At 75.8% G+C, this 24337-nt stretch carries 21 protein-coding genes; 14 read left to right on the top strand and 7 right to left on the bottom strand.

Translation table 11 applies throughout. The features are described from left to right. Nucleotides 1-124 precede the first annotated feature (124 nt). Nucleotides 125-814 carry an HhH-GDP family DNA glycosylase gene (locus ACGRHY_RS03620; protein ID WP_394633931.1) on the bottom strand — a complete coding sequence of 230 codons (690 nt, stop codon included), beginning with the start codon at nucleotides 812-814 and terminating at the stop codon, nucleotides 125-127. Between the two features lie 6 nt (nucleotides 815-820). Next, nucleotides 821-1702: a DUF72 domain-containing protein gene (locus tag ACGRHY_RS03615; protein ID WP_394633930.1), complete on the bottom strand. Its 882-nt coding sequence runs from the start codon at nucleotides 1700-1702 to the stop codon at nucleotides 821-823. A 123-nt stretch (nucleotides 1703-1825) separates the two neighbouring features. On the opposite strand from ACGRHY_RS03615, the gene ACGRHY_RS03610 reads away from it, so the two are divergent. Continuing rightward, nucleotides 1826-2236 carry a hypothetical protein gene (locus ACGRHY_RS03610; RefSeq protein WP_394633929.1) on the top strand — a complete coding sequence of 137 codons (411 nt, stop codon included), beginning with the start codon at nucleotides 1826-1828 and terminating at the stop codon, nucleotides 2234-2236. An 81-nt stretch (nucleotides 2237-2317) separates the two neighbouring features. On the opposite strand, the gene ACGRHY_RS03605 is transcribed toward ACGRHY_RS03610, so the two are convergent. After that, nucleotides 2318-2731 carry a chaplin gene (locus ACGRHY_RS03605; RefSeq protein ID WP_394633928.1) on the bottom strand — a complete coding sequence of 138 codons (414 nt, stop codon included), beginning with the start codon at nucleotides 2729-2731 and terminating at the stop codon, nucleotides 2318-2320. A gap of 339 nt (nucleotides 2732-3070) precedes the next feature. Here ACGRHY_RS03605 and ACGRHY_RS03600 point away from each other — a divergent pair, with 339 nt between their 5' ends. The 8 genes from ACGRHY_RS03600 (at nucleotide 3071) to ACGRHY_RS03565 (ending at nucleotide 13231) form a co-directional block, all read left to right on the top strand. Next, nucleotides 3071-4123, top strand: a complete 1053-nt coding sequence (locus ACGRHY_RS03600; protein WP_394633927.1) for a DUF3344 domain-containing protein — start codon at nucleotides 3071-3073, stop codon at nucleotides 4121-4123. A 62-nt stretch (nucleotides 4124-4185) separates the two neighbouring features. Beyond that, complete coding sequence (locus ACGRHY_RS03595) at nucleotides 4186-5469, top strand: glycosyltransferase (protein ID WP_394633926.1); 1284 nt, start codon at nucleotides 4186-4188, stop codon at nucleotides 5467-5469. Beyond that, the gene (locus ACGRHY_RS03590) at nucleotides 5466-7025 is read left to right on the top strand and encodes an exopolysaccharide biosynthesis polyprenyl glycosylphosphotransferase (RefSeq protein WP_394633925.1); all 1560 of its coding nucleotides are present in this window, start codon (nucleotides 5466-5468) and stop codon (nucleotides 7023-7025) included. Before ACGRHY_RS03595 ends, ACGRHY_RS03590 begins: the two co-directional genes overlap by 4 nt. Nucleotides 7026-7110: 85 nt before the next feature. Next, on the top strand, nucleotides 7111-8487 hold the full coding sequence (locus ACGRHY_RS03585; RefSeq protein ID WP_394637911.1) for an O-antigen ligase family protein: 1377 nt from the start codon (nucleotides 7111-7113) through the stop codon (nucleotides 8485-8487). After that, nucleotides 8484-10187 (top strand): lipid II flippase MurJ, encoded by a 1704-nt coding sequence (locus ACGRHY_RS03580; protein ID WP_394633924.1) that lies wholly within the window; start codon nucleotides 8484-8486, stop codon nucleotides 10185-10187. Before ACGRHY_RS03585 ends, ACGRHY_RS03580 begins: the two co-directional genes overlap by 4 nt. Next, nucleotides 10177-11004, top strand: coding sequence for a polysaccharide deacetylase family protein (locus ACGRHY_RS03575; protein ID WP_394633923.1), 828 nt, complete (start codon nucleotides 10177-10179; stop codon nucleotides 11002-11004). The genes ACGRHY_RS03580 and ACGRHY_RS03575 overlap by 11 nt, the downstream gene beginning before the upstream one ends. A gap of 76 nt (nucleotides 11005-11080) precedes the next feature. Beyond that, nucleotides 11081-12307, top strand: coding sequence for a glycosyltransferase (locus ACGRHY_RS03570; protein ID WP_394633922.1), 1227 nt, complete (start codon nucleotides 11081-11083; stop codon nucleotides 12305-12307). A 6-nt stretch (nucleotides 12308-12313) separates the two neighbouring features. Further along, on the top strand, nucleotides 12314-13231 hold the full coding sequence (locus ACGRHY_RS03565; RefSeq protein WP_394633921.1) for a YveK family protein: 918 nt from the start codon (nucleotides 12314-12316) through the stop codon (nucleotides 13229-13231). 101 nt (nucleotides 13232-13332) lie between these two features. Here ACGRHY_RS03565 and ACGRHY_RS03560 read toward each other — a convergent pair whose 3' ends face one another. Further along, nucleotides 13333-14502: a glycoside hydrolase family 26 protein gene (locus ACGRHY_RS03560; RefSeq protein ID WP_394633920.1), complete on the bottom strand. Its 1170-nt coding sequence runs from the start codon at nucleotides 14500-14502 to the stop codon at nucleotides 13333-13335. A 293-nt stretch (nucleotides 14503-14795) separates the two neighbouring features. Between ACGRHY_RS03560 and ACGRHY_RS03555 the strand changes: the two genes are divergently transcribed. The 3 genes from ACGRHY_RS03555 (at nucleotide 14796) to ACGRHY_RS03545 (ending at nucleotide 20455) form a co-directional block, all read left to right on the top strand. Beyond that, the gene (locus tag ACGRHY_RS03555) at nucleotides 14796-16265 is read left to right on the top strand and encodes a carboxylate--amine ligase (protein ID WP_394633919.1); all 1470 of its coding nucleotides are present in this window, start codon (nucleotides 14796-14798) and stop codon (nucleotides 16263-16265) included. Between the two features lie 31 nt (nucleotides 16266-16296). Then, nucleotides 16297-17559, top strand: a complete 1263-nt coding sequence (locus ACGRHY_RS03550) for an FAD-dependent oxidoreductase (RefSeq protein ID WP_394633918.1) — start codon at nucleotides 16297-16299, stop codon at nucleotides 17557-17559. 286 nt (nucleotides 17560-17845) lie between these two features. Next, on the top strand, nucleotides 17846-20455 hold the full coding sequence (locus tag ACGRHY_RS03545) for a glycoside hydrolase family 9 protein (protein WP_394633917.1): 2610 nt from the start codon (nucleotides 17846-17848) through the stop codon (nucleotides 20453-20455). A 78-nt stretch (nucleotides 20456-20533) separates the two neighbouring features. On the opposite strand, the gene ACGRHY_RS03540 is transcribed toward ACGRHY_RS03545, so the two are convergent. Then, nucleotides 20534-21370: a putative protein N(5)-glutamine methyltransferase gene (locus tag ACGRHY_RS03540; protein ID WP_394633916.1), complete on the bottom strand. Its 837-nt coding sequence runs from the start codon at nucleotides 21368-21370 to the stop codon at nucleotides 20534-20536. A gap of 152 nt (nucleotides 21371-21522) precedes the next feature. After that, nucleotides 21523-21669, bottom strand: coding sequence for a hypothetical protein (locus tag ACGRHY_RS03535; protein WP_394633915.1), 147 nt, complete (start codon nucleotides 21667-21669; stop codon nucleotides 21523-21525). 223 nt (nucleotides 21670-21892) lie between these two features. On the opposite strand from ACGRHY_RS03535, the gene ACGRHY_RS03530 reads away from it, so the two are divergent. Both ACGRHY_RS03530 and ACGRHY_RS03525 read left to right on the top strand, forming a co-directional pair. Continuing rightward, the gene (locus ACGRHY_RS03530; protein ID WP_394633914.1) at nucleotides 21893-22978 is read left to right on the top strand and encodes an S-(hydroxymethyl)mycothiol dehydrogenase; all 1086 of its coding nucleotides are present in this window, start codon (nucleotides 21893-21895) and stop codon (nucleotides 22976-22978) included. After that, on the top strand, nucleotides 22975-23607 hold the full coding sequence (locus ACGRHY_RS03525; protein ID WP_394633913.1) for an MBL fold metallo-hydrolase: 633 nt from the start codon (nucleotides 22975-22977) through the stop codon (nucleotides 23605-23607). The genes ACGRHY_RS03530 and ACGRHY_RS03525 overlap by 4 nt, the downstream gene beginning before the upstream one ends. A gap of 50 nt (nucleotides 23608-23657) precedes the next feature. Here the strand turns inward: ACGRHY_RS03525 and ACGRHY_RS03520 are convergent, their stop codons facing one another. Then, the gene (locus ACGRHY_RS03520; RefSeq protein WP_394633912.1) at nucleotides 23658-24308 is read right to left on the bottom strand and encodes a TetR/AcrR family transcriptional regulator; all 651 of its coding nucleotides are present in this window, start codon (nucleotides 24306-24308) and stop codon (nucleotides 23658-23660) included. Nucleotides 24309-24337: the final 29 nt, after the last annotated feature.

Raw genomic sequence — 24337 nt, 5'->3', positions numbered from 1 at the left:
GGCGAGCGCGCCAAAGATAGACGCGCTTTCCGTATGACGGCAAGAGCCCGCCTTCGGTGCCCACCGCGAAAACCCCGGACACGGCGCGGTGCCGCGCACAACGGCGCGGAAACGGGGAACGAACTCACGCCTCCGCCGCGGCGAGCACCTCGTCGGCGGCCTCCCGGTCGAGGGCGACGCGCACCAGCCCCGCGGCCAGCCGCGGCAGTTCCTCCCCCGGCACCAGCCGTGCCAGCTCCCGGGACGAGGTGGGCAGCCCCAGCCGCTCCGCGCCCTCGCGCGTCCTGCGGTCGAGGTAGGGGGCGAACTCCGGCCAGACACCCTGCGCCTCGCGCAGGAAGATGTCGGCACCGGTCGGCCCGATGCCGGGGAAGCGCTGGAGCCGCCCGCTCACCCCGCTCTCCTCCCGCAGCCCGCGCAGGTCCCCCCGGTAGCGCTGGAGCAGCAGTTCCGCGCCGTCACCGAGCTGGGTGGCCGTACGCTCGTCGTACCGCCGGTAGCCACCCGCGCCCAGCGCGTCCACCCGCCGCTGCCAGGCCGACTCGGCCATGTTCCGTACGTCGCCCAGCCCGGCGTCGAACAGTGCGCGGGCCGCGGACACCGCGGTGTCCGCGCGGATGCGGGCGCTCAGCAGCAGTGAGAGCACCAGCAGCCGGTACAGCGGCACGGGGGTGTTGCGCAGCCGGATTCCCGCCTCCCGCGCGTACGTGCGGCCGTGGAGCTCCAGCAGCGCGCGCACCACGGCGCCGTCGCGCTCCCGCGACCCCGCGCGCCGGCCCGCGCCCGTGCCCCTCTCCCCGTCCGGCTCGGTCATGCCGCATCACCCCAGCAGGTCGCTCATCGACTCGGCGGCGCGGACGGCCGCGTCGCCGCAGCAGTTGTTGAACAGGACGTGCGCCCGGTCGGTCCGCTCCGCCAGTGCCCGTATCCGCGGAACCCACTCGGCCAGCTCCGCCCCGGTGTAGCGGTGCCGGTAGGAGTCCTCCTTGGAACCCGTGCCCCAGTGCGGGCTGCGGCCGTGGAAACGGACCACCGACAACTCCGGCGCGGTCGCGGCGGCGACCGGCGGCACGGACGCGGGCAGGCCCTGCGCGGTGTCCACCGCGACCAGCGCCGCGCCGTGACGCTTGGCGAGGCCGGCCGTGTCCGCGGAGCGCTCGGGCGCGTACCAGCGCGGGTCGCGGAACTCCACCGCCGTGCGCCACCCCAGTGCGCTCGCGCGCCCCAGGCACCGTTCCAGGAACGCCTCCGCGTCGGGCCCGGGCCGCAGTGACGGCGGGAACTGCATCAGCACCGCGCCCAGCCGCCCGGCCGCGCGCAGCGGCTCCAGCGCGCCGTCGAAGCGCCGCCACACCTCCTCCACGGCCGCCGGCCCCAGCGCGCCGGCCCGCACCCGGGCGCCCGCGGGGGCACCGACCGGGCGCAGCTCCGCCGGGAGCGCGCCGACCCGGGTGGAGTGGCCGGTGAGCAGGGAGAACGCCTTGACGTCGAAGACGAACCCGCCGGGGGTGCGCTCGGCCCACAGCCGGCTGTTGCGCGTGCTGGGCAGCCCGTAGTACGCCGAATCCACCTCGACCAGGCCGAAGCGCCCGGCGTAGTGCCGCAGCCGCCCCTCCGCCCCCCTGGCCGACGGGGGGTACCACCCGCTGCCGACCAGCGCGGGATCCGTCCACGAGCAGGTGCCGACCAGAATGTTTCCCATGGCCGCCGGGTACCCGCGCCGCGTCGGCGAGATCCGCCGTCGGGAAGTATTCGGGGTGCTCGGGGCACCCGGGGCGCGCGGCGAGCCCCGGGTGCCCCGGGCTCCGTGGAGAGGAGCGAGACCATGTCCGGTGAGGACGAGGGCACGGACAGGGAGCGGCGCGCGCGTGAGATCGCCGAGGAGGCCGAGCGGACGCGGAACCCGGGCAACGCCACGTACGGCCCGGGCGAGGAACTGCCCCGGAGCGGCGAGGACACGGGCACGGGCGAGGACCACTGGGAGCCCGGCGGTGAGGAGGAACCGGGAGCCTCCCCGCTGGGCAAGGGCGATGTGCACGCCGTGGCCGCCGACGACATGGAGCAGCCCGAGATCGCCGCGGGGCCGACCCCGGGGATGCAGCCGGGCGAGACCGTGGAGCGCGGCCCCTGGACCCCGCCGGTGGAGGTGGACCCGCCGGGCGGCCGCAACCTGCCCCGTGACGCGGCGGGGGAGCGGGACGCGGTCCGCGGGCAGGAGGAGGAGGGTGGTCCCTGAGCACCCTCGGGGGTGCGGTCCGCCGCTTTCGGAGCCGGAACGGCCCCCGCCCCGCCTGCGGGGCGGGGCGGAGGCGCCGGGTCACTTGTTGACGCAGACGTTCCCGGAGGACGAGTTCAGCGCGCCGAGGACGGTGAGCTGGTTGCCGCAGAAGTTGAGGTCGAAGTCGACCGGGAACTGGACCACGTTGCCGCTGAGGACGCCGGGGGACCCGAAGGCCACCGCCCCGGCGTAGGCGCCGTAGCCTCCGCCGTGACCGCCTCCGCGGTGGTCGTCCCCGCCCTTGCGGTGGTCCTTCTTCTCGTGCCCCTTACCGCGGCCCTTTCCGTCGTCCTTCTTCCGGTCCTTCTTGTGATCGTCGCCGTGGTGGCCCTGCTGGTGGCCGCCCTTGTGACCGCCGGGCTGGTCTCCGCAGGCAGACGCGGCTCCCGCGCCGCCGAGAACCAGGGCGCAGGCGGCCGCGGCGATCGCGGCGGTCTTGGCGATACGGATCATCGCCGTTCTCCTTTCGGGATTCTTCGAACCGTGGTCGATCCGGGCTGTGAATGGGTTGTCCGGCCCGGCGGCGGCCCAACAGGGATGATGCGCGGGACCACCCGGAGGGCCCAGCGGGATCACCGTTCCGGTGCTCTCCTGTGGGCCGTACCGCCGCAAGCGGATGCCATGAGCGCCGGATGCTGATCCGGGCGATCACACGCTCGGCGCAACCCCCGCGCGTCACCTCCGAGGGAGGTGCACACGTCTGCCATGGTTTGCTCCGATTTGAACGGTATCGATCGGAGAAAGTCCATGCGTGTTTCCCTGGGGCTCACCAGCCGAGGAGTGCTGTGCGCAATGGCAGCCGCGGCCCTGGCGATGGCACTGCCGCCGACCGCGGCCGCGCCCGCGCCCGGCGAGGCGCCGCGCATCCCGTTCGGGGAGCGGTACCGAGCCACCCAGCACGGCGGCATCGTGCGCGCCGCCAACTCGGCGGTCACCTGCCTCACCCCCGCCGCCACCGGCGCACCGCCGTGCGCGCGGGCCCGGGAGGGGACGGCGGAGGGGAACAACGGCGACTACGAGATGACCTACACCGACATCGACGACGACCCCAACACCTACAACTCCAGCAGCGCGGAGCTGAGCCTGCCCGCCGGGGCACGCGTCACCTACGCCCGGCTCTACTGGGGCGGCAACCTCCGGGTCGGCGAGCAGAAGCCCCCGGAGGACAACGGACGGGTGCTGATCGCCGAGCCGGGCGGCCGGTACAAGGAGGTCCTCGCCGACACCGTCGTCGGCCACCGCCGCACCGGCGTCATGGACGGGTACACCGCCTCGGCCGACGTCACCGGCCTGGTCGCGCGCTCCGGCGGCGGCTCCTACACCGTCGCCCAGCTCAACGTCGCCGCGGGCCGCTCGCCCGCCGGCGCCTGGGGCGGCTGGACGCTGGTGGCCGCCTACGCCCATCCGAAGGAGCCGCTGCGCCACCTGGTGCTCATGGACGGCTACGAGGCCATGACCCCCTCCCGGGAGGTCCTCGACATCACCGCCGAGGCCCTGCGGGTGCCGCCCGGGGCGTCCGGTGCCGTGGGCGTGGTGGCCTACGACGGCGACCGCGGCCGGGGCGGGGAGACGCTGACGGTGGGCACCGGGACCGCACCCGCCCACCGGGTGCGCGACGCGGCCAACCCCGCCGACGACCCCATGAACTCCACGATCACCGACCACGGCCGCCCGGCGCCCCGCCGTGTGCCCGCGTACCCCGACACGCTGGGCTACGACTCCGACGTCCACGGCATCACCCCCGCGCTGGTGCGCGGCGGCGACTCGCTCACGTTCCGCTTCACCACCCGTGACGAGGGCTACCAGCTCGGCGCGCTCTTCCTGCAGGTCGGCGCGCGTCGCTGAGGGCCGCGTGCCGGCGCCTTCGGCGCGACGTCAGAACGGTTCGGCGGACGGGGAGTCCACACGTGTCCCACAACGACCAGAAAGCGGTTCCCGTGACGGTGCTGCACCTGTCCCAACCCGTGGACGGCGGGGTGGCCAGGGTCGTCACCGACCTGGTCCGCGCCCAGACCGCGGCGGGAGCGCGCGCCGTGGTGGCCTGCCCGCCCGGCGGCGCGCTGGGCCGGGACGCGGCCGCGTCCGGCGCGGAGGTGGCCGACTGGCCCGCGCGGCGCGAACCGGGACCGGGCCTACACGGCGAGGCCGTACGGGCCGCCCGGCTGGTGCGGCGCGTCCGCCCCGATCTGGTGCACACGCACAGCGCCAAGGCGGGGCTGGCCCTGCGGCTCGCCCTGCGGGGCCGCGTCCCCACCGTCCACCAGCCGCACGCCTGGTCCTTCGACGCCGTCGGCGGGGCGACCGCCCGGCTGGCCCTGTACTGGGAGCGGCTGGCGGCCCGCTGGGCGGACCGCGTGCTGTGCGTGGCCGACGACGAGCTGCGGCACGGCGAGGCGTCGGGGGTGCGCGCCCACTGGGCGGTGGTCCACAACGGCGTGGACACCCGCCGCTTCCGCCCGGCGGACGAAGCCGCCCGCGCCCGCGCGCGCACCACCCTGCCCGCGCTCGCCGGGGTGCCGCCGCACGCTCCCCTGGCCGTCTGCGTCGGCAGGCTGTGCCGGCAGAAGGGCCAGGACGTGCTGCTGCGCGCCTGGCCCGAGGTCGCCGCCCGCGTACCCGGAGCCCGGCTGGTCCTGGTCGGCGACGGCCCGTCGCGCCGGGAACTGACCGGGGCGGCGCCCACGGGGGTGCTGTTCGCCGGGGCGGCACAGGACACGGCGGCCTGGTACGCGGCGGCCGACGCCGTGGTGCTGCCCTCCCGCTGGGAGGGGATGGCACTGGTCCCGCTGGAGGCGATGGCCTGCGGCCGCCCGGTGGTGGCGACCGCGGTGACCGGTGCGGCCGAGAGCATCCCGCCGGGCCGCGCCGCCGACTTCCTGGTCCCGCCGGAAGACCCCCACGCCCTGGCCCGCGCGCTGGCCTCGCTGCTGGCCGACCCGCCGCTCCGGCACGACCTGGGGCTGCTGGCCGCCGAACACGTCCGGGCCTTCCATGACGTACGGCACACGGCCGAGCGGGTCGCGCGGCTGTACGCCGAGGTGCTGGCCGAGCGGTCCGCCGCCTCCGCCCGCGGGCGGAGGCGGCCGCCGGCCCCCGCCGCGACCGGTCCCCTTCCCCGGCCGGCCGACGGACTCCCACCCCGTTCCCATCCCGATCCCCACCCCGATACCAGGGAGCACATCAGGCGATGACCACGGACAACACCGGGACATCCAACCCGAGCCGGGTCCTGCCCCTGCCGGAGCCCAAGGCCCGCACCACGTCGGCCCACGTCGGCCCGCCGCGCGGACCGGCGCGCCGGCCGCTGCCGGCGAGTCCGCGCGGTAACCCGCGCCGCCGCCGCGCCGCCGCCCTCCTCACGGCCGCCGACTGCCTCGCCGCGGTCGCGGCGGCCGCCGCCGCGACCGCGGCGACAGCGGTCCCCGGAACGGGCGGAGGCGAAGGGGCGCTCGCGGCCGCGGTGCTGTGCGCCGTCCTGCTGGCCGTCCTGATGCCGCTCAACGCCCGTGCCGGTCTCTACCGCACCGCCCTGGCGCCGACCGCGCTCGGCGAGCTGCCCGCCCTGCTCGGCCGTACGGCCGCCGCCTGGTGCGCGGCCGCCGTGCTGCCCGCCGCGGCCTGGGAGGGCAGTGCCCCGGGCTTGACGGTCCTGGCGGCCGCGGTGGCCGCGCACACGGCCCTGGCCTGCACCGCACGCGGCGCCGTCCACCTGGCGCACCGCCGTGCCGGACGCCGCAGACCGCGCTCCGCCCTGGTGGTCGGCGCCGGAGAGGCGGGACGGCGGATCACCGCCGCCCTGTACGAGCACCCCGAGTACGGGATGCGCCCGGTCGGGGTGGTCGAGCCGGGAGGAGAACCGGCCGACGCGGCACTGGCCGAGGGCGTCTCGGTGCCGGTGCTCACCGGACGCGAGGACATCGTCCGCGCCGCCATCCAGAACGCCGTGCGCGACGCGGTGTTCACCCGCGACCCCGGCTCGGACCCGGCGGCCGCGGCGCTCGTGCCGCTCTTCACGGACCTGGACTGCACCGTGTGGGTGGTCGGCGCGACGTCCCCGGCCGCGCACCCGGCCGCCGCCGTCCCCCGCACCCGCGGCGCCGGACGTACGGACGAGCACCTGTGGGGCTTCCCCTGCCGCCGCCTGGACCCGCGCCCCCGGCACCACCGGGCCGGACCGCGCGGCAAGCGGGCCCTGGACGTCACGGTCGCAGCCGTGGCGCTGGCGGCCGCCGCACCGGTGCTGCTGGCCTGCGCGCTCGCCGTCCGGGTCACCGACGGGCCCGGGGTGATCTTCCGTCAGGAACGGATCGGCCTGGGCGGGCGTCCGTTCACCGTCCTGAAGTTCCGCACCCTGCGACCCCGCGACGAGCACGAGTCGGCGACGCGCTGGAACGTCGCCGACGACCGCCGGATGAGCACGGTCGGCCATGTGCTGCGCCGCACCTCGCTCGACGAGCTGCCCCAGTTGTGGAACGTGCTGCGCGGTGACATGAGCCTGGTCGGGCCGCGGCCCGAACGCCCCTACTTCGTCCAGCGGTTCAGCCGGCTCCACCCCGGCTACGCGGCCCGCCACCGGATGCCCGCCGGGATCACCGGGCTGGCCCAGGTGCACGGACTGCGCGGCGACACCTCCATCGAGGACCGGGCGCGGTTCGACAACCACTACATCGAGACCTGGTCGCTGTGGCAGGACATCTCGATCCTGCTGCGCACCGCGGGCTCCGTCCTCCGGCTCGGGGGCAGCTGAGGTGACGACGGCCACCACGGTCACCACGGCCGCCGCGGTCGGTGTGCGGCCCGCGGAGCCCGTACAGCCTGCGGCCTCCGCGGAGATCCCGCACCCCGGGCCCCGCAGGGCCCGCCTCCTGGAAGCGGCGGCCGCCCACCGGCCGGCGCTGCCCGCGCTCGCCACCGTCCTGCTGGTGTGCGTGCCCACGTACCGCGGGCCCGGCGCGGGCCCCACCCTCGCCGACGCCGCCTCGGGCGCCCTGGTCGTGTGCTGCGCCGCGTGGGCGCTGCGCGCCCGCGCACGCCCGCTGGACGCCACGGCCGCCGCCGTCCTGGCGGCCCCGGCCGCCGGTCTGGCGCTGGCGGCCGTAACGGCCCAGGACCCCGCGGCCGGCCTCACCGGCTTCGTCCGCCTGCTCCAGGTGTTCGTCCTGGTGCCGGCCGCCCTGGTGCTCACGCTGCGCTCGCCGCGGCACACCCGGCTGGTCGCCGCCTCGCTGGTGGCGGTCGCCGTGGTGCAGGGCGCGGTCGGCGTCCACCAGTACCTCACCGGCACCGGCGCCTCGTACCAGGGGGAGGACGTCCGGGCGGTGGGCACCTTCGGCCCGACGGACGTCATGGGGATGGCCTCCGCCGTCTCCTGCGGCGTCGTCCTCGCCCTGGCCGCGGGGCTCGACCCGCCCGCCGGATCCCCCCGGTGGCTGCGGCCCGCGGCGCTGGGCACCGCCGCCGCGCTCCTGGTGCCGCTGGTCCTTTCCTTCAGCCGGGGGGCGTGGATCTCCACCGCCGCCGCCTGTGCGGCGGTTCTGCTCCTGACGGGCCTGGGTACCGCCCTGCGCACCCTGGCGGTCGTTCTGGCCGCCGCGGTGGTCCTGGTCGGTGGATTCGGCGTGGGCGGAGACCTCGTCGCCGAGCGCGCCGCCAGCATCACCGAGGTCGCCGCGGAGCCCGACCGTTCCGTGACCGACCGCTACACCATGTGGGCCGCCGCCGCCGGGATCTGGCGCGAGGACCCGCTGACCGGAGTGGGCCCCGGGGGCTTCGCCGAACACCGCGACTCCCACGCCTCCCTCGGGCTGTCCTCGGCGAGCGACACCGCCGGGGCCGGCCAGGACTTCCACCGCCAGCCCCTGCTGTCCCCGCACAACATGTACCTGCTCCTCCTGGCCGAGCAGGGGCTGGCGGGCGCCGTCACCGTCACCGGCGGCTGGGCCGCGCTGCTGGTGCTGGGCGTGCGGCGGCTGCGGCGGGCGCGGCGGGCGCGGGCGGCGGGACGGGGCGCCGACTGCGGACCGGCCGCGATCGGCCTGCTCGTCCTGGTCTGCGTCGACTTCCTCTACGCCGACATCGGAGGGCCCTCCACGGTGCTGACCGCCGTGGCACTCGGCCTGGCCGCCTGGTGGGCGCTGGCGCCCGCGACGGTGACCGGCGGCGCGGCCACCGGCCGCGCACAGGGTGCGAAGGAGGCGGTCGCACGGTGAGCACCGCGACCGGCGCGCCCACCGCGCCCCCGCCGCCCTCCGGCCCCTCCGCGCCCCCGGCCGCACCCGCACCCGGCTCCGCGCCGGGCAGGCGGTTCGTCGCCCGGGCCGCCGCGGCGACCGCCGTCCTGACCGCCGCCGGTTCCTTCTTCGGCCTGGTGCGGGACCAGACCATCGCCCACCTGTTCGGCGCGGGCAGCGAGACGGACGCGTTCCTGGTGTCCTGGACCATCCCCGAGTTCGCCTCGACGATCCTCATCGAGGACGCCATGGCGCTGGTGCTGGTCCCGGCGTTCAGCCTCGCGCTGTCACGCCGCGCCGCCGTCCGCGGGACCGGGAAGGAGTGCCCCGGCGCCCTCCCGGAGAACCCGGCGGGCCCCGCCGACCCGGTGCGCGCCCTGCTGGCGGCCACGCTTCCCCGGCTGCTCCTGGCACTGGTGTGCGCCGCCGCGGCCGTGGCGCTCCTGGCGCCGCTGCTGGTGGGCGCCCTCGCGCCCGGCCTGGCCGACCCCGGCCTGGCGGTGGACTGCACCCGGCTGACGGCCGCCACCGTGCTGGGCTTCGGAACCGCCGGGTACTTCAGCGCGGCCCTGCGCGCCCACCGCAGCTTCGCGCCCCCGGCGGCGATCTACTGCGCGTACAACATCGCCGTCATCGCCGTGGTGCTGGGCCTGCACACCCGGTGGGGGGTGCGCGCCGCCGCGTTCGGGGTGGCCGCGGGCAGCCTGGCGATGGTCCTGGTCCAGCTCCCGGCGTTCTGGCGGCGCCTGCCCCTCCGCATCGTCAGGACCGTACGCGCGCGCCGGGGCGTCCGCGCCGTCCGCGCCCGGCGCACCGCGGCGCTGGTGGGCTGGGGCGTGGTCGCGCCGGTGGCCGTCTTCGCCCTCTCCCGCCAGTCGCAGGTGCTCGTCGAGCGCTTCCTGGCCTCCGAGCTGCCGCCCGGCGCGATCTCGCACCTGAACTACGCGCAGAAGATCGCCCAACTGCCCATGACATTCTCCCTGCTGCTGTGCACGGTCACCTTCCCCCTGGTCGCCCGGGCCATGGCCGACGGCCGGACCGAGCGCGCCCGGCGGCGCGTGGAGCGCGATCTGGTGCTGGCCGCGACGGTGGTGCTGCTGGGGGCCGCGTACGTGATCGCCTACGCCCCCCAGATCGTCCAGCTCCTCTTCGAGCGGGGCGCCTTCGGCGCCGCGGACACCGCCGCCACCGCCTCGGTCATGCGCGTCTACGCCACCGGGCTGCTCGGCCACTGCCTGGCCGGCGCCCTGGTGCGGCCGTTCTTCGCCACCGCCCGGCCCACCTGGTACCCGGCCGCCGCGATGGCCGTCGGCCTGCTGCTCACCGTCGCGGCCGGCGCCCTGGCCGCCCCCCGCTGGGGCGTCCACGGCATCGCCGCGGCCAACGCCGCCGGGATCACCACCACCGCGCTGCTGCTCCTGTGCGGCCTGCGCACCCGCGTCCTGCCCGTCCGGGTGCGCGCGGTGGCGGCCGGTCTGGGCCGGCTGGCCCTGGCCGCGGCCGCGGCCACCGCGGCCGGTCTCGCAGCCGCACCGCTCCTGCCCTCCCCGCTCCCCACCGCCCTGGCCGGGACGCTGGCCGTCCCGGCCGCCTTCACCGCCGCCGCGCTCGCAGTCCGGGCGCCCGAAGTACCGCAGCTCCTCACCGCCGTCACACGAAGGTTCCGCCATGTCCGCTGATCCGGCACGCACAACCGCCCCCGCCCCCACCGCGGCCCCCGCCGCCTCACTGCCGCGGCTGCGGCCGGTGCGCCCCTGGGTGCTGATGTACCACTCGGTGGCCGAGCACACCGAGGACCCCTACAACGTCACCGTCTCGCCGGGCCGCCTGGACCGCCAGCTGCACTGGCTGCGGCGGCGCGGCCTGCGCGGCGTGGGTGTGGGCGAGCTGCTGCGGGAGAGAGCGGCCGGGCGGGGCGCGGGTCTGGTGGGCCTGACCTTCGACGACGGGTACGCCGACTTCATCGGGGAGGCCGTGCCGCTGCTGCGCCGCCACGGCTGCACCGCGACCGTGTTCGTCCTGCCCGGCAGGCTGGGCGGTGGCAACGAGTGGGACCCGCTGGGCCCCCGCAAGCCACTGCTGACCGAGGCGGGGATCCGTGCCGCGGCCGGCGCCGGCATGGAGGTCGGCTCCCACGGGCTGCTCCATCTCGACCTGACGGCGGCCGACGACGAGACCCTGCGCCGGGAGACCGAGGGCAGCCGCCTGCTGCTGGAGGAGGTCACCGGACGCCGGGCGGAGGGCTTCTGCTACCCCTACGGCACGGTCGACCACCGTGCGGTGCGGGCGGTGCGCGCGGCGGGCTACGCGTACGCCTGTGCCATCGACCCCGGCCCGCTGACCGGCCTCCACGCCCTGCCCCGCGTCCACATCGGCGAGGAGGACACCTCGCCGCGGCTGTACGCCAAGAGACTGCTGCACCCCCTGCGCCGCCGGGCCCTGCCCAGCGGCCCCACCGCACCGGCCGCCGGATCCCTCACCGGGGCCGGACGGTGAGGGCGGCGCCCGCGGAAGGCCGTCCGGCCGAAAGGCGGATCCGCAACCTGAACCGGAGCGGGGGAGAGGAGGACCGATGAGAGTGCTGCACGTCATCACCGGCCTCGGCGCGGGCGGCGCCGAGCAGCAACTGCGGCTGCTGCTGCGCCATCTGCCGCTGTGCTGCGACGTCGTCACCCTGACCAACCCCGGCGCGGTCGCCGACGGCATCGAGGCCGACGGCACCGCCGTCACCCATCTGGGGATGCGCGGCAACCGCGACCTGTCCGCCCTGCCTCGGCTGGTGGACACCGTCCGCGCCGGGCGCTACGACATCGTCCACACCCATCTGTACCGGGCCTGCGTCTACGGGCGGATCGCGGCGCGGCTGGCCGGGACGCGCACGGTGGTCGCCACCGAGCACTCCCTGGGCGAGCGGCGGATCGAGGGCCGTCCGCTCACCCAGGGCGCCCGCGCCCTGTACCTGGCGACCGAGCGCATGGGCACCGCGACCGTCGCGGTCTCCACCACCGTCGCCTCCCGGCTGCGCCGCTGGGGCGTGCCCGGCTCCCGCATCCGGGTCATCCCCAACGGCATCGACGCGGCCCGGTTCCGCTTCGACCCCGTGGTGCGCGCGTCGGTGCGCACCCGCCTGGGACTGCCGGCGCACGCCCTGGTGGTCGGCGGCGTCGGACGGCTGGTGCCCGGCAAGCGCTTCGACATCGCGGTGCGGGCCGTCGCCCAGCTACCCGGGGCCCACCTGGTCCTGGCCGGGGACGGGCCGGAACGCGGCAGGCTGCGCGAACTGGCCGCCGGGCTCGGCGTCGCCGACCGCGTACGGCTGCTGGGGGAGTGCGGGGGAGCGGTGGGGGGCGAGCCGGGCGGGCGCGAGGGCCGCCCGGACATCCCCGGGCTGCTCAGCGCCATGGACGTGTTCGTCTCGCCGTCGGCCGAGGAGGCCTTCGGGCTGGCCGTGCTGGAGGCGCTGGCGGCCGGGCTGCCCGTGCTCCATGTGACCTGCCCGGCCATCGACGAACTGCCGCGCTCCCACGCCCCCGGTGCGCACCGCGTCGAACCGGGGGTCGCGAGCCTGGTCGCGGCGCTGCGCGAGCCGTCGTCGGTGCCGCCCGGCAGACGCCGGGCCCCGGTCTGCGAGGCCGTGCGCCGCTACGACGTGGCCCGCGGCGCGGACCGGCTCATGGCTCTGTACGAGGAGCTCCACGGTCGCGGCCCCGCGGTCGCCGCGATGCCCGCGCCGCCCCTGTCCGTCCCGACCGCCCCCGCCGTCCCGACCGTCCCGACCGCCCCGACTACGAAGAGGTAGCCCGCCTTGACCGAGCCGCGCACAACCGCACCGCCCGCACCGCCGCGCCGCACCCGCCCGCTCACCCGCCTCTCGCCGCCGTGGCGGACGTCCGCCCTGCCCGCCTGGTGGCCGCTGGCCCTGGGAGTCCTGCTGGGACTGGTCGGCGGGGCGGCGTACGGCCTGCTCGCCACGCCCCGCTACACCGCGACCAGTTACGTGGTCGTGGTACCCGGCCCCGGGGCGGACTCGGCGACCGCCCTCGGCTTCGCCCAGGCGTACGGCCGCGTCGCCACCGACAGCGCCGTCCTCGCCGAGGCGAGGACGGCGGCGAGGATGCCGGTGGAGGAACTGCGCGACACCGTGCGGTCGGCCACCTCCCCGGACGCGCCCATGGTGGAGATCACCGGGACCGCATCCAGCCCCGGCCTGGCCGCAACCGCCTCCAACGCGGTGGCCAACGCCCTGACCAGGACCGGGAACCAGGCCACGAACAGTACCGGGGTGCGGCTGTCGCTGTTCGCCCCGGCGTTCGACCCCACCGAGCCCGCCTCGCCCTCGGTACCGCTCGCCGTCGCGGTGGGCGTCTGCGCGGGCGGGCTCGTCGGCGGCCTCGTGCTCCTGGCCGCTCCCCGGGGCCGCCGGGCCCCGGCCCTCGCCGGCGTACCGGCCCCCGCCGGGGCCGCGGACCGGAGCACCCGTGCCGAGCGCCCGGCGCCGGCCGCCGACGCGCCCGCCCCTGCGAAGCCCTCCGCCGCGGCGCCCGCGCCTCCCGCCCAGGCCGCGCCCGCCGCGGGCTCCGGAGTCCCCGCACCCGCGGTCAAGGCCGCCGCCAAGGCGGCGGCCGCAGCGGTGGCGTCCGTCTCCGCGCCCTCCGGCAAGGACGCGGCCGGGGACGGAACGCCGGAAGACCGGCGGAAGCCGGGCCGGCGGTCCGCCCGGTGATCCGCCGCACACCCCGTGCCGCGCCCCGGCCGGCGGACACCCCGGCCGGGGCGCGGCACGGGGTGTGCGCCCCGGCGGCCGGCCGCCCAGGGCCCGGCCGCCTAGGGCCTCCTCGCCCAGGAGAGGGTGACGCACAGCCGCCGGCCGCCGAACCAGCCGCCCAGCCAGTCGCCCAGATCCACGCAGAACTCCGGCCGGTTCCGTCCGGGGCGCGAGGCGCCGGGCGTCATCCTCGCCCGGAAGACCGCGGAGGACTCCGGGTTCTCCTCGCACCGCCACACGCCGTGCGGACAGTAGTCGCTGATGGTGTGGTAGAGCGGTTTCCGCTCGTCGATCCAGTCCAGCATGCGGCGCACGTACTCGGCGTTGTCGCCCCTGCGGAAAAGGCCCCACTCGGGGTAGGAGATCTGCTTTCCGCGCGCGGCGGCGAAATCCACCTGGTGCCGCAGGCCGTAGGGCTGGTTCACCTGGTCGTCGAACGTCTCGCCGGGCGGCTGGTCGTAGGAGTCCATTCCGATGATGTCGACCACGTCGTCGCCCGGGTAGCACTCGGTCCAGCCGATCGCGTCCCTTCCCCGGCTGGGTGCGAAATCGAAGCGGAACCTCTGCCCGTCCACCGACCGCATGGCGGTGACGATGCGCCTCCAGTACGCCTTCCACGCCTGCGGATCCGGAGCGCAGCGGTGGGTGTAGGTGGTGCCGTTCATCTCCCAGCCCAGCACGATCACCGTGTCGGGCACCCCCGCGGAGACCAGATGCCCGGCCAGGGTGCGGAAGTGGTGGTCGAAGCGGCCCCGGGCACCCCGGGCGAGCAGTTCGCGCACCTCGTGGTCGGGTACACCGGCCTCGTTGCGCGCCTGCATCGGCACGTTGAGCACGAACAGCCGGTCGGGGTCGGCACGCCGCCACTCGGCCCAGGGACGCAGGAAGTACGGGTCGCTCTCGATGCGCTCCCAGGTGTCGCCCGGCAGGTAGGTGTGGCCCACCCGCAGGTCCGCACCGCCGAGCCACTCCCGCAGCCCCGCGATCCGCCGCACACCGTCCGAACCCGACCCGAGGAAGGCGCCGACGGCCACGGCGGAGTCCGCCGCACCCGGTGGCCGGGGCCCGTCGACGTCCCCGAACGTGCCGGTCGCCACGGCGCCGCCCGCGACGAGTGCTCCGGCGACGACGGCCCCGGCGCACGCGGTTGTCAGTCTGCGGCGCCGAGTGGGCGACGCGGGCTTCCGGTGCCGACCGATCCTTGCCGGTCGGGGGTGTCGATGGAGCATCGTGCCTCCTTGCTGCGTCGCCAGAACCGTCCGCTCGTCCTCCCCGGCCCTGCACGTCTTTTCCGAGACACTAATCGGAGAATCCCTCAAATGATCCGCAGGGCTGCTTTCTGATAACCCGTTCGCTGTTTTCGTCGCTCGCCCGGCCCAGCGCCGGGAGGAATTCGGGGGCGCCGAGGACGCCGGGGAGCCGGCACCCGGTAAGACCGTCGGCGGAACGCCGGAGAACGCCGGAGAACGCCGGAGAACACCGCAAGGAACCCCCCCCCGAGGAACACCGAGGATTCCGCATCATGTCGCCACCGTTCGACACCGAGGTACCCGTACTGCTGCTGAGAATCGACCGGAACCCCTTCCACCACGGAACCCTGGGGGCCATCAGGTCCCTGGGGCGCGCCGGTGTCGAGGTCCACGCCGTCGTCGAGTCGCCGCACTGCCCCATCGGCCGCTCCCGCTACCTGCGGCAGGGGCACCAACTGCCGGCGGACGGGGTCCGCGGCACCCACCGGACAGGAGAGACCATCGACGCCGGCGGCGCGTCGGACGACCGGCTGGAGCGGATGCTCCGTCAGATCTCCGACCGCATCGGACGACCTGCCGTACTGATCCCCATGGACGACATGGGGGCCATCGCCGCGGCCCGGTTCGCCGGCCGGCTCACCGGACGGTTCCTGCTGCCCGAGCAGCCGCCCGACCTGCCGCAGCGGGTGGCCGACAAGGCCCGTCTGGCCGCCATGTGCGGTGAGCTGGGCATCCCGCACCCGCCGACCCTGAGCCCGCGCAGCGCCGGTGAGACCGCCGCCGCGGCCCGGGAGCTGGGCCTGCCTCTGATCGCCAAGTGGAGCCGCCCCTGGCTGCTGCCCCAGGGCGGCGCGCTGCGCAGCACCACCGTGGTCACCACGGAGGACCAGGCACGCGCCCTGTACCGGCGCAGCGGCGAGGCCGGCAGCCGGCTGCTGCTCCAGCGGCTCGTGCCCGGCGGCCGGAACACCGACTGGTTCTTCCACGGCTGCTTCACCGGCGGCGCGGTCCGCCTGGCCGGAGGGGCCGGGCGCAAGGAACGGTCCTGGCCGGTGGGCGCCGGCCTCACGGCGGTCGGCCGCTGGCTGCCGAACCCCGAAGTCGAGAGCGCGGCACGGCTGCTGGCCGAGCACCTGGACTACCGGGGCGTCCTCGACCTGGACTTCCGGTTCGACGCCGCCACCGACACCTACCAGCTGCTGGACTTCAACCCCCGTCCCGGCGCGCAGTTCCGGCTGTTCACCGACCGCTCGGGGCTGGACGTCGTACGGGCCCTGCACCTGGACCTCACCGGCCGCACCGCCGCCCCGGCCGATCCCGTACCGGGCCGCCTCTTCGTCGCGGAGAACTACGCCCTGCTGTCCTCGCTGGCGGCACTGCCCTCCGAGGGCCTGCCGCTCGCCGCCGCCCGGCGCGCCCGCGGGCCCGCCGCGGGCGACGGGAGTGACGCGGGGGAAGGGAGGAAGGAGCCGCGGGAGACGGAGACCGCATGGTTCGCCGCGGACGACCCGGCACCCTTCCTCGCCATGGCCACGGCCTGGCTCGGGCAGGGCGGGCGCAAGGCCGCGGTGCGCCTGGGGCGGCGCCTGCTGCGTCCGGGAGGGCCGGCGGTCCGCGAGCCGGCACCGGAAGGCACGGGCGGCAGGAGCCGCCGGATCGGCCGGGCCGGCGGAGCCGCGGCGTCCCTCGGTGCGCCCCGGACCCCGGCGGACCTGCGCACCACCGAACACCCGACGGCATGACAACTCCACGACGAGAGAACGGTGACCGACCATGTACGACCTGGTAGTGGTGGGCGCGGGCCCCTACGGACTGTCGATCGCGTCCCACGCGGCGGCGGCCGGGATCGGGGTGCGCGTCCTCGGCCGCCCGATGGCCTCCTGGCGGGACCACATGCCCGAGGGGATGTTCCTCAAGTCCGAGCCCTGGTCCTCGAACCTGTCCGACCCCTCCGGAGAGCACACCCTGGCCGCCTACTGCGCCTCCCGGGGGCTGCGCGCCGAGCACGGCACCCCGCTGCCGATCGGCGTCTTCACCGAGTACGGACTGTGGTTCGGACGTTCGGCCGTGCCGTCGGTCGAGGAGGAGACGGTCGTCTCCGTGCGCCCCCGGACGGAGGGCTTCCTGGTGGAGACCGGGGGAGGCGAAGCGATCCTGACGCGGACCGTGGCCCTGGCGGTCGGCGTGATGCCTTTCGTCCACCGCCCCGAGCCGCTGCGGGCCCTGCCCCGCGAACTCGTCACACACAGCAGTCACCACCGGGACCTGTCGCGCTTCCGCGGCAGGGACATCACGGTGATCGGCGCCGGGCAGGCAGCTCTGGAGACCGCCGCGCTGCTGGCCGAGTGCGGCGCCCACCCCCGGGTGGTGGCCCGCGCCGGCCGCGTCGCCTGGAACACCCCGCCCCAGCCCCTGGAGCGCTCCGCGCTGCGCTCCCTGACCGACCCGCACTGCGGGCTGGGCACGGGCTGGCCCAGTTGGGTGTGGTCCGAGACACCCTGGGTGGTCCGCCGCCTGCCCGGCGCGCTGCGGACGCGGATCGCGGACCGGGCGCTGGGCCCGGCCGGGGCCTGGTGGCTGCGCGACCGCGTGGAGAGCCGGATCCCGGTACTGCTCGGCCAGCGGCTGCGGGCGGCCGTCCCGGCGGGCGGGGGAGTACGGCTGAGCCTGGAGACGGCCGAGGGGGTGGCGACGACCCTGGAGACCGACCATGTGGTGGCCGCCACCGGATTCGTTCCCGACATCGGGCGGCTGGGCCTGCTGGACCCGTACGTGCGCAACCGCCTGCGGCTGGCGGGGGCCGGCCGGGCGCCCGAGGTGGACGGCCGGTTCGAGTCCTCGGTTCCGGGCCTGTTCTTCGCCGGGCTGCTGACGGCGCCGTCCTTCGGCCCGTCCATGCGGTTCGTCTACGGGGCCGGTTTCACGGCGGAGCGGCTGGTGCGCGGGGTCCGGCGCCGGCTGGGCGGGCGCCGCGGTGCCCCGGTGCCCGGCAGCCGGCGCTCGGCCGGCTCCCGGGCCACGGTGACCCTGGGCTGAGCCGCGCCTTCCCGGGTCCGCGCCGCCGCGGGCCCGGGAGCACGCGCCGCGGCCGGCCGGCGGTCCGTCCGGTTGCGGGAATCCGTTGGTGGCGTCCGACGTCTTGACGCTGTCCGTCATGCACCCCACGATCTATGGGAGCGCTCCCAGGAATTGTGGGGTGCGTCTCGTCATGCCGTCGCGTCGCCCTCGTCCGATTCCCCCACGCCGGAAGGACCGAACTGTGACACCTCATCCGCCCCCTCAGCCCCGGGCGACGGGCCGCCCGCGCCGCGGCAGGCGCCGCGTGCTGGGCGCCGTGGCCGCCGCCGGACTGCTGGCCGGCGCCCTGACCGCCCCCGCTCTCGCCGCCGAGGCCGCGGACGGGCCCGAACTGATCACCAACGGCGACTTCTCTAACGGCACCACCGGCTGGTGGTGGACGGAGAACAGCCCCGGCCGGGTCGTGGACGGCCGTCTGTGCGCCGAGGTGCCCGCCGGCACGGAGAACCCCTGGGACGCCATCGTCGGACAGGACCGCATTCCGCTCACCGCGGGCGAGGGCTACGAGCTGAGCTTCACCGCCAGTGCCACCGAGCCGATCACCGTCCGCACCAACATCCAGATGGCCGTGGAGCCCTGGGCCACCGAGCACGCCTCGGCCGACCAGGTCACCGCCGAGGCGCAGACCTTCACCCACGCCTTCACCGCGGGCGCCGACCACGAGGCCGCCCAGCTCGCCTTCCAGCTCGGCGGCAGCGAACAGCCGTACACCTTCTGCGTGGACGACGTCTCGCTCACCGGCGGCGCCGAACCGCCCGCGTACGAGCCCGACACCGGCTCGCCGGTGCGCGTCAACCAGGTCGGCTACCTCACCGACGGCCCCAAGAGCGGCACCTTCGTCACCGACAAGACCTCGCCCCTGACCTGGACGCTCAGGGACGCCGACGGCACCGGGAAGGCGTCCGGCACCACCACCCCCGAGGGCACCGACCCCACCTCGCGCCAGAACGTCCACACCTTCGACTTCGGCGGCTTCACCGAGGCGGGCGAGGGCTACACCGTCACCATCGACGGGGAGACCAGCGAGCCGTTCGACATCGGCGACGACCTGTACTCCTCGCTGCGCTCGGACGCGCTGGCGTACTTCTACCACAACCGCAGCGGCATCGAGATCGACGCCGATCTGGTGGGCACCGAGTACGCCCGGCCCGCCGGGCACGTCGGCGCCGCGCCCAACCAGGGCGACACCGAGGTTCCGTGCCAGGAGGGTCTGTGCGACTACACCCTGGACGTCTCCGGCGGCTGGTACGACGCCGGTGACCACGGCAAGTACGTCGTCAACGGCGGCATCTCCGCCGCCCAGGTGATGTCCAACTACGAGCGCACCCTCACCGCCGAGGGCGCCGACGGTGCCGCGCTGGGCGACGGGAAGCTGCGTGTCCCCGAGCGCGGCAACGGCGTGCCGGACATCCTGGACGAGGCCCGCTGGCAGCTCGACTTCCTGATGCGGATGATGGTGCCCGCCGGCGAGGAGCTGGCCGGCATGGCCCACCACAAGATCCACGACCGGGAGTGGACCGGACTGCCGCTGCTGCCGCACCAGGACCCGCAGCCGCGCGAGCTGCACGCGCCGTCCACCGCGGCCACCCTCAACGTGGCCGCCACCGCCGCCCAGTGCGCCCGCCTGTTCGAGCCCTACGACGCGGACTTCGCCGACCGCTGCCTGGACGCGGCCGAGACCGCCTGGGCCGCCGCCAAGGCGCACCCGGACATGCTCGCCGACCCGAACGACGGCACCGGCGGCGGCGCCTACAGCGACAACGACGTGACCGACGAGTTCTACTGGGCCGCGGCCGAACTCTTCGTCACCACCGGCAACGAGACCTACCGCCAGGAGGTCGTGAACTCCCCGCTGCACGGCGACACCGACGCCGTCTTCCCGCGCGGCGGCATGTCCTGGGGCGCCACCGCCGGACTGGGCGCGCTCAGCCTGGCCACCGTGCCCAACGAGATGACCGAAGCCCAGCTCCAGGGCGTACGCGCCACGGTCACCGAGGCCGCCGACCGCTACGCCGCCGACTCCCGCGGCGCCGCCTACGGCGTGCCCTACGCCCCGGAGGACAACCACTACGTGTGGGGCTCCAACAGCCAGGTCCTCAACAACATGGTGGTCCTGGCCACCGCGCACGACCTGACCGGCGAGACCGCCTACCGCGACGCGGTACTGCGCGGCATGGACTACCTGCTGGGCCGCAACCCGCTCAACCAGTCCTACGTCACCGGCTACGGCGAGCGCGATTCGCACAACCAGCACCACCGGTTCTGGGCCAACCAGCTCGACCCGGACCTGCCCAACCCGGCCCCCGGCTCCGTCGCGGGCGGCCCGAACGTCGAGATCCAGGACCCGATCGCCCAGGACAAGCTCCAGGGCTGCGCCCCGGCGATGTGCTACATCGACCACATCGAGTCCTGGGCCACCAACGAGATCACCATCAACTGGAACGCCCCGCTGGCCTGGATCGCCTCCTACCTCGACGACCTCGGCCAGGGCGGCGACAACGGCGAGGACCCGGGCGGTGAGGACCCGGACGAGACGCCCTCCTGCGAGGTGACCTACTCCTCCAACCGGTGGAACAGCGGCTTCAGCACCAACGTCACGGTGAAGAACACCGGCACCGACACACTCAGCGGCTGGGAGCTGACCTGGTCCTTCGACGACGACCAGAGGATCACCCAGGCGTGGAACGCCCAGGTCGTCCAGACCGGGCGGGACGTCGTCGCCAAGCCGGCGCAGTGGAACAACACCATCCCGGCGAACGGCTCCGTGAGCTTCGGCTTCAACGGAACCTCCGGCGGCCAGGCGGCCGACCCGGACGCCGTCTCCCTGAACGGGAAGGCGTGCACGGTCAAGTGACCTGACACACCACCGACCGCGCGCCACCCGACCGGAGGGCCGGGGCACCCCGCACCGGGGCGCCCCGGCCCTCCGCCGTCAGTCCCGCCGCGACCCGTCGCCGGTGGTGGCCGGGGAGCCGACGACGACGGTGGCGTACAGCTCCTCGCAGACGGCCGTCTCCGGCACCAGCCCGGCCCGGGCGACGGCCTCGGCCGTCCGCGGCGCCTGGTGCCCGCCCGTCTCCACCAGCAGGTGCCCGCCCGGCGCCAGCCACCGCGGCGCCTCCTCGATCACCCGCCGCTGGACGCCCAGCCCGTCCGGCCCGCCGTCGAGCGCCACCGGCGGCTCGTGCTCACGGGCCTCCGCCGGCAGCAGCCCCATCTCGCCGGTGGGCACATAGGGCGCGTTGGCCACCAGCACGTCGACGCGGCCGCGCAGCGCCGCGGGCAGCGGGACGTACAGGTCGCCCTCGTACACCCGGCCCCCGGCGGGGGCGACGTTGCGGCGCGCGCAGCGCACCGCAACGGGATCGACGTCGGCGGCGTGGAGTTCCACCCCTTCCGCGGCCGCCGCCACCGCGGCGCCCACCGCGCCCGAACCGCAGCACATGTCGACGACGACGACGGCGCCGCGCCGCCGCCGGGCGAGCGCCGCGGCCCGCCGGGCGAGGAACTCGGTACGGCGGCGGGGCACGAAGACCCCGGGCTCCACGGTCACCCGAAGACCGCAGAACTCCGCCCAGCCCAGGACGTGTTCGAGTGGCAGACCGCCCGCCCGGCGCTCCACCATGGCGGCGAGTTCACCGGCGTCACGGGCGGCGGACAGCATCAGCCGCGCCTCGTCCTCGGCGAAGACGCAGCCCGCGGCCCGGAGCCGGGCGGTGACGGCGGACAGGGCGGAAGGAGCGGAAGGAGCGGAGAAGGAATGAGACATGAGGGCCTTTCGGAATACCGAAGGGCGCTCTCGCGGTCACCCGCGCCGGGAGACCGGCGCCTTCGCGGGACCGCGGGACGAGAGAGCCCTGCCTGACCTGGCGTCGACCGGTCTCACCTCCTCGCGTCGCGCTGTGCTGCGGAGCGGCAACACTACAGGACCGGAGCCGGGCGTCCGGCGGTGTAGCTCACCGAGCAGTCGACGCCGCGGTCGCCGAGGACCGAGGCGCGGCCCTCGATCCGGCGCGCCGCCCCTTCCTGCGGGCCGCCCCGGTACTCCACCGAACGGTGGATGGACATGCCGGTGCCGTCCCCGCCGCGGCCCCGGGCGCGTGTAACCGCCGTCGCGCGGATGCCTTCCGGGTCCCCGTGACTCTCGCCGGTCGCGGTCCGGCCACGGGGGTATCCCCGGTCGTGCGGCGGGTCGGCGGGTCGGCGGGGGAGGTTCGGGGTAGCGGTGGACTCGGGCCCGCCGCCGCGGCGGGCCGGAGGACTTCCTGAGCACAGGAGAGGCTGCGAAGACGTGTCACAGAGGGTGCGGGCGGTCATCGCCCGGCGGAAGAACGAGCCGGTCACCGTCGAGACGGTCGTGGTGCCCGACCCCGGCCCCGGCGAGGCGGTGGTGAAGGTGCAGGCGTGCGGGGTGTGCCACACCGACCTGCACTACCGCCGGGGCGGCATCTCCGACGACTTCCCGTTCATGCTGGGCCACGAGGCCGCGGGCGTGGTGGAGTCGGTCGGCGAGGGCGTGACCGAGGTGGAGCCCGGCGACTTCGTGGTCCTGAACTGGCGGGCGGTGTGCGGGCAGTGCCGCGCCTGCCGCCGCGGACGGCCCTGGTACTGCTTCGCCACCCACAACGCCGCGCAGAGGATGACGCTGGAGGGGGGCGCCGAGCTGACCGCCGCGCTGGGCATCGGGGCGTTCGCGGACAAGACCCTGGTCCACGCCGGGCAGTGCACCAAGGTCGACCCGGCCGCCTCCCCGGCCGTCGCCGGCCTGCTGGGCTGCGGTGTGATGGCCGGCCTCGGTGCCGCGCTGAACACCGGGAACGTCCAGCGCGGCGACAGTGTGGCCGTCATCGGCTGCGGCGGGGTGGGCGGGGCGGCGGTGATGGGCGCCGACCTGGCCGGGGCCTCGCGGGTCATCGCCGTCGACATCGACGAGCGCAAGCTGGCCACCGCCCGGAAGCTGGGCGCCACCCACACCGTCGACTCCCGCGAGAACGACCCGGTGGAGGCGGTGCGTGAGCTGACCGGAGGGTTCGGCGCGGACGTGGTCATCGACGCCGTCGGCGTCCCCGAGACCTACCGGCAGGCCTTCTACGCCCGGGACCTGGCCGGGACGGTGGTGCTGGTGGGGGTGCCCACCCCCGAGATGAGGCTGGAGCTGCCGCTGCTGGACGTCTTCGGCCGCGGCGGGGCGCTGAAGTCCTCCTGGTACGGCGACTGCCTGCCCTCACGCGACTTCCCCATGCTCATCGACCTCTGCCTCCAGGGCCGTCTGGACCTGGACGCGTTCGTCAGCGAGACCATCGCGCTGGACGGCGTGGAGGAGGCGTTCGGCCGCATGGTGGCCGGCGACGTGCTGCGCTCGGTGGTGGTCCTGTGAGCACCGTGCGCGTCGACGGTCTGACCACCTCCGGCACCTTCTCCCTGGACGGCGGCACCTGGGAGGTGGACAACAACGTATGGATCGTCGGCGACGAGGACGAGGCGCTGGTCGTCGACGCCGCCCACGACGCCGACGCCATCGCCCGCGCGCTGGACGGCCGACGGCTGACCGCCATCGTGTGCACCCACGCCCACGACGACCACATCGACGCCGCCCCGGCCCTGGCCGAGGCCACCGGCGCGCCCGTCCTCCTCCACCCCGACGACCGGCCGCTGTGGGACCTGACCCATCCCGGCCGGGCACCGGACGGGGAACTGGCCGACGGCCAGACGCTCACCGCCGCCGGGACCGGGCTGACGGTGCTGCACACCCCCGGCCACGCGCCCGGCGCGGTCTGCCTGTACGCCCCGGCGCTGGGCACGGTCTTCACCGGTGACACCCTCTTCGCCGGCGGCCCCGGGGCCACGGGGCGGTCCTTCTCCCACTTCCCGACCATCATCGACTCCATCCGCGACAGGCTGCTCACCCTCCCGCCGGAGACGGTGGTGCGCACCGGCCACGGCGGGTCCACCACCATCGGCGCCGAGGCGCCGCATCTGCGGGAGTGGATCGACCGGGGACACTGAGCCCGTGACCGGTGCGGGCCGGGGCGGTGCGGCAGGTCAGGCCCGGCGGGTCAGGTCCGGGTGACACGGGCGACCAGATCGAGCCAGCCGGCCTCCAGGCGCTCCAGCGGTATGCCGCGCCGCTGGGTGAGGTGGTGCAGGAGCGCGACGTCCAGGTGGCCTGCCAGGGTGTGGGCCAGCAGTTCGGCGTCGCCGCCGACGTCGGCCTCGCGCAGCAGCGTGGCGAGGTGGGTGAGGACCAGGCGGCGGGGCGGGGGTTCGAAGCGCCTGCACGCCTCCGGCTCGGCGGCCAGCAGCAGGGCGCGGTGGGCGGCCAGGTGCCTGAGCGTGGCGACACCGAACTCCTCCAGCCGCCGCACGGGGGGCGCCCCGGGCCCCAGCGGCGGGGGGCCGGTGAGGAAGGACTCCTGGTAGAGGCGTTCGGAGTGGTCGAGGAGGGCCATGAGCAGACCGCCCCGGTCGCCGAAGCGCCGGAAGACGGTCCCCTTGCCGACCGAGGCGGCCGTCGCGACGGCCTCCATGGTCAGGTGCTCCGGACCGCGCTCGGCCACCAGCCGGGCGGCGGCCTCCAGCAGACGCGTCCGGTTGCGGGCCGCGTCCGCGCGCAGGGGAGGCGTCTGGCCGGCCAGCGGCAGCAGCGGCTGCTCGGCTGTCTGCTCGGGCTGGCCCTGTTCTTCGTCGGGCGGCGCGGTCGGAGTCACGAACCTCAGCGTACCTCCGCGGGAAGAAA

The organism is Streptomyces shinuiensis (assembly GCF_043660855.1).
In the GTDB taxonomy this organism is placed as follows: domain Bacteria; phylum Actinomycetota; class Actinomycetes; order Streptomycetales; family Streptomycetaceae; genus Streptomyces.
This window is presented reverse-complemented; position numbering and strand designations above follow the sequence as displayed.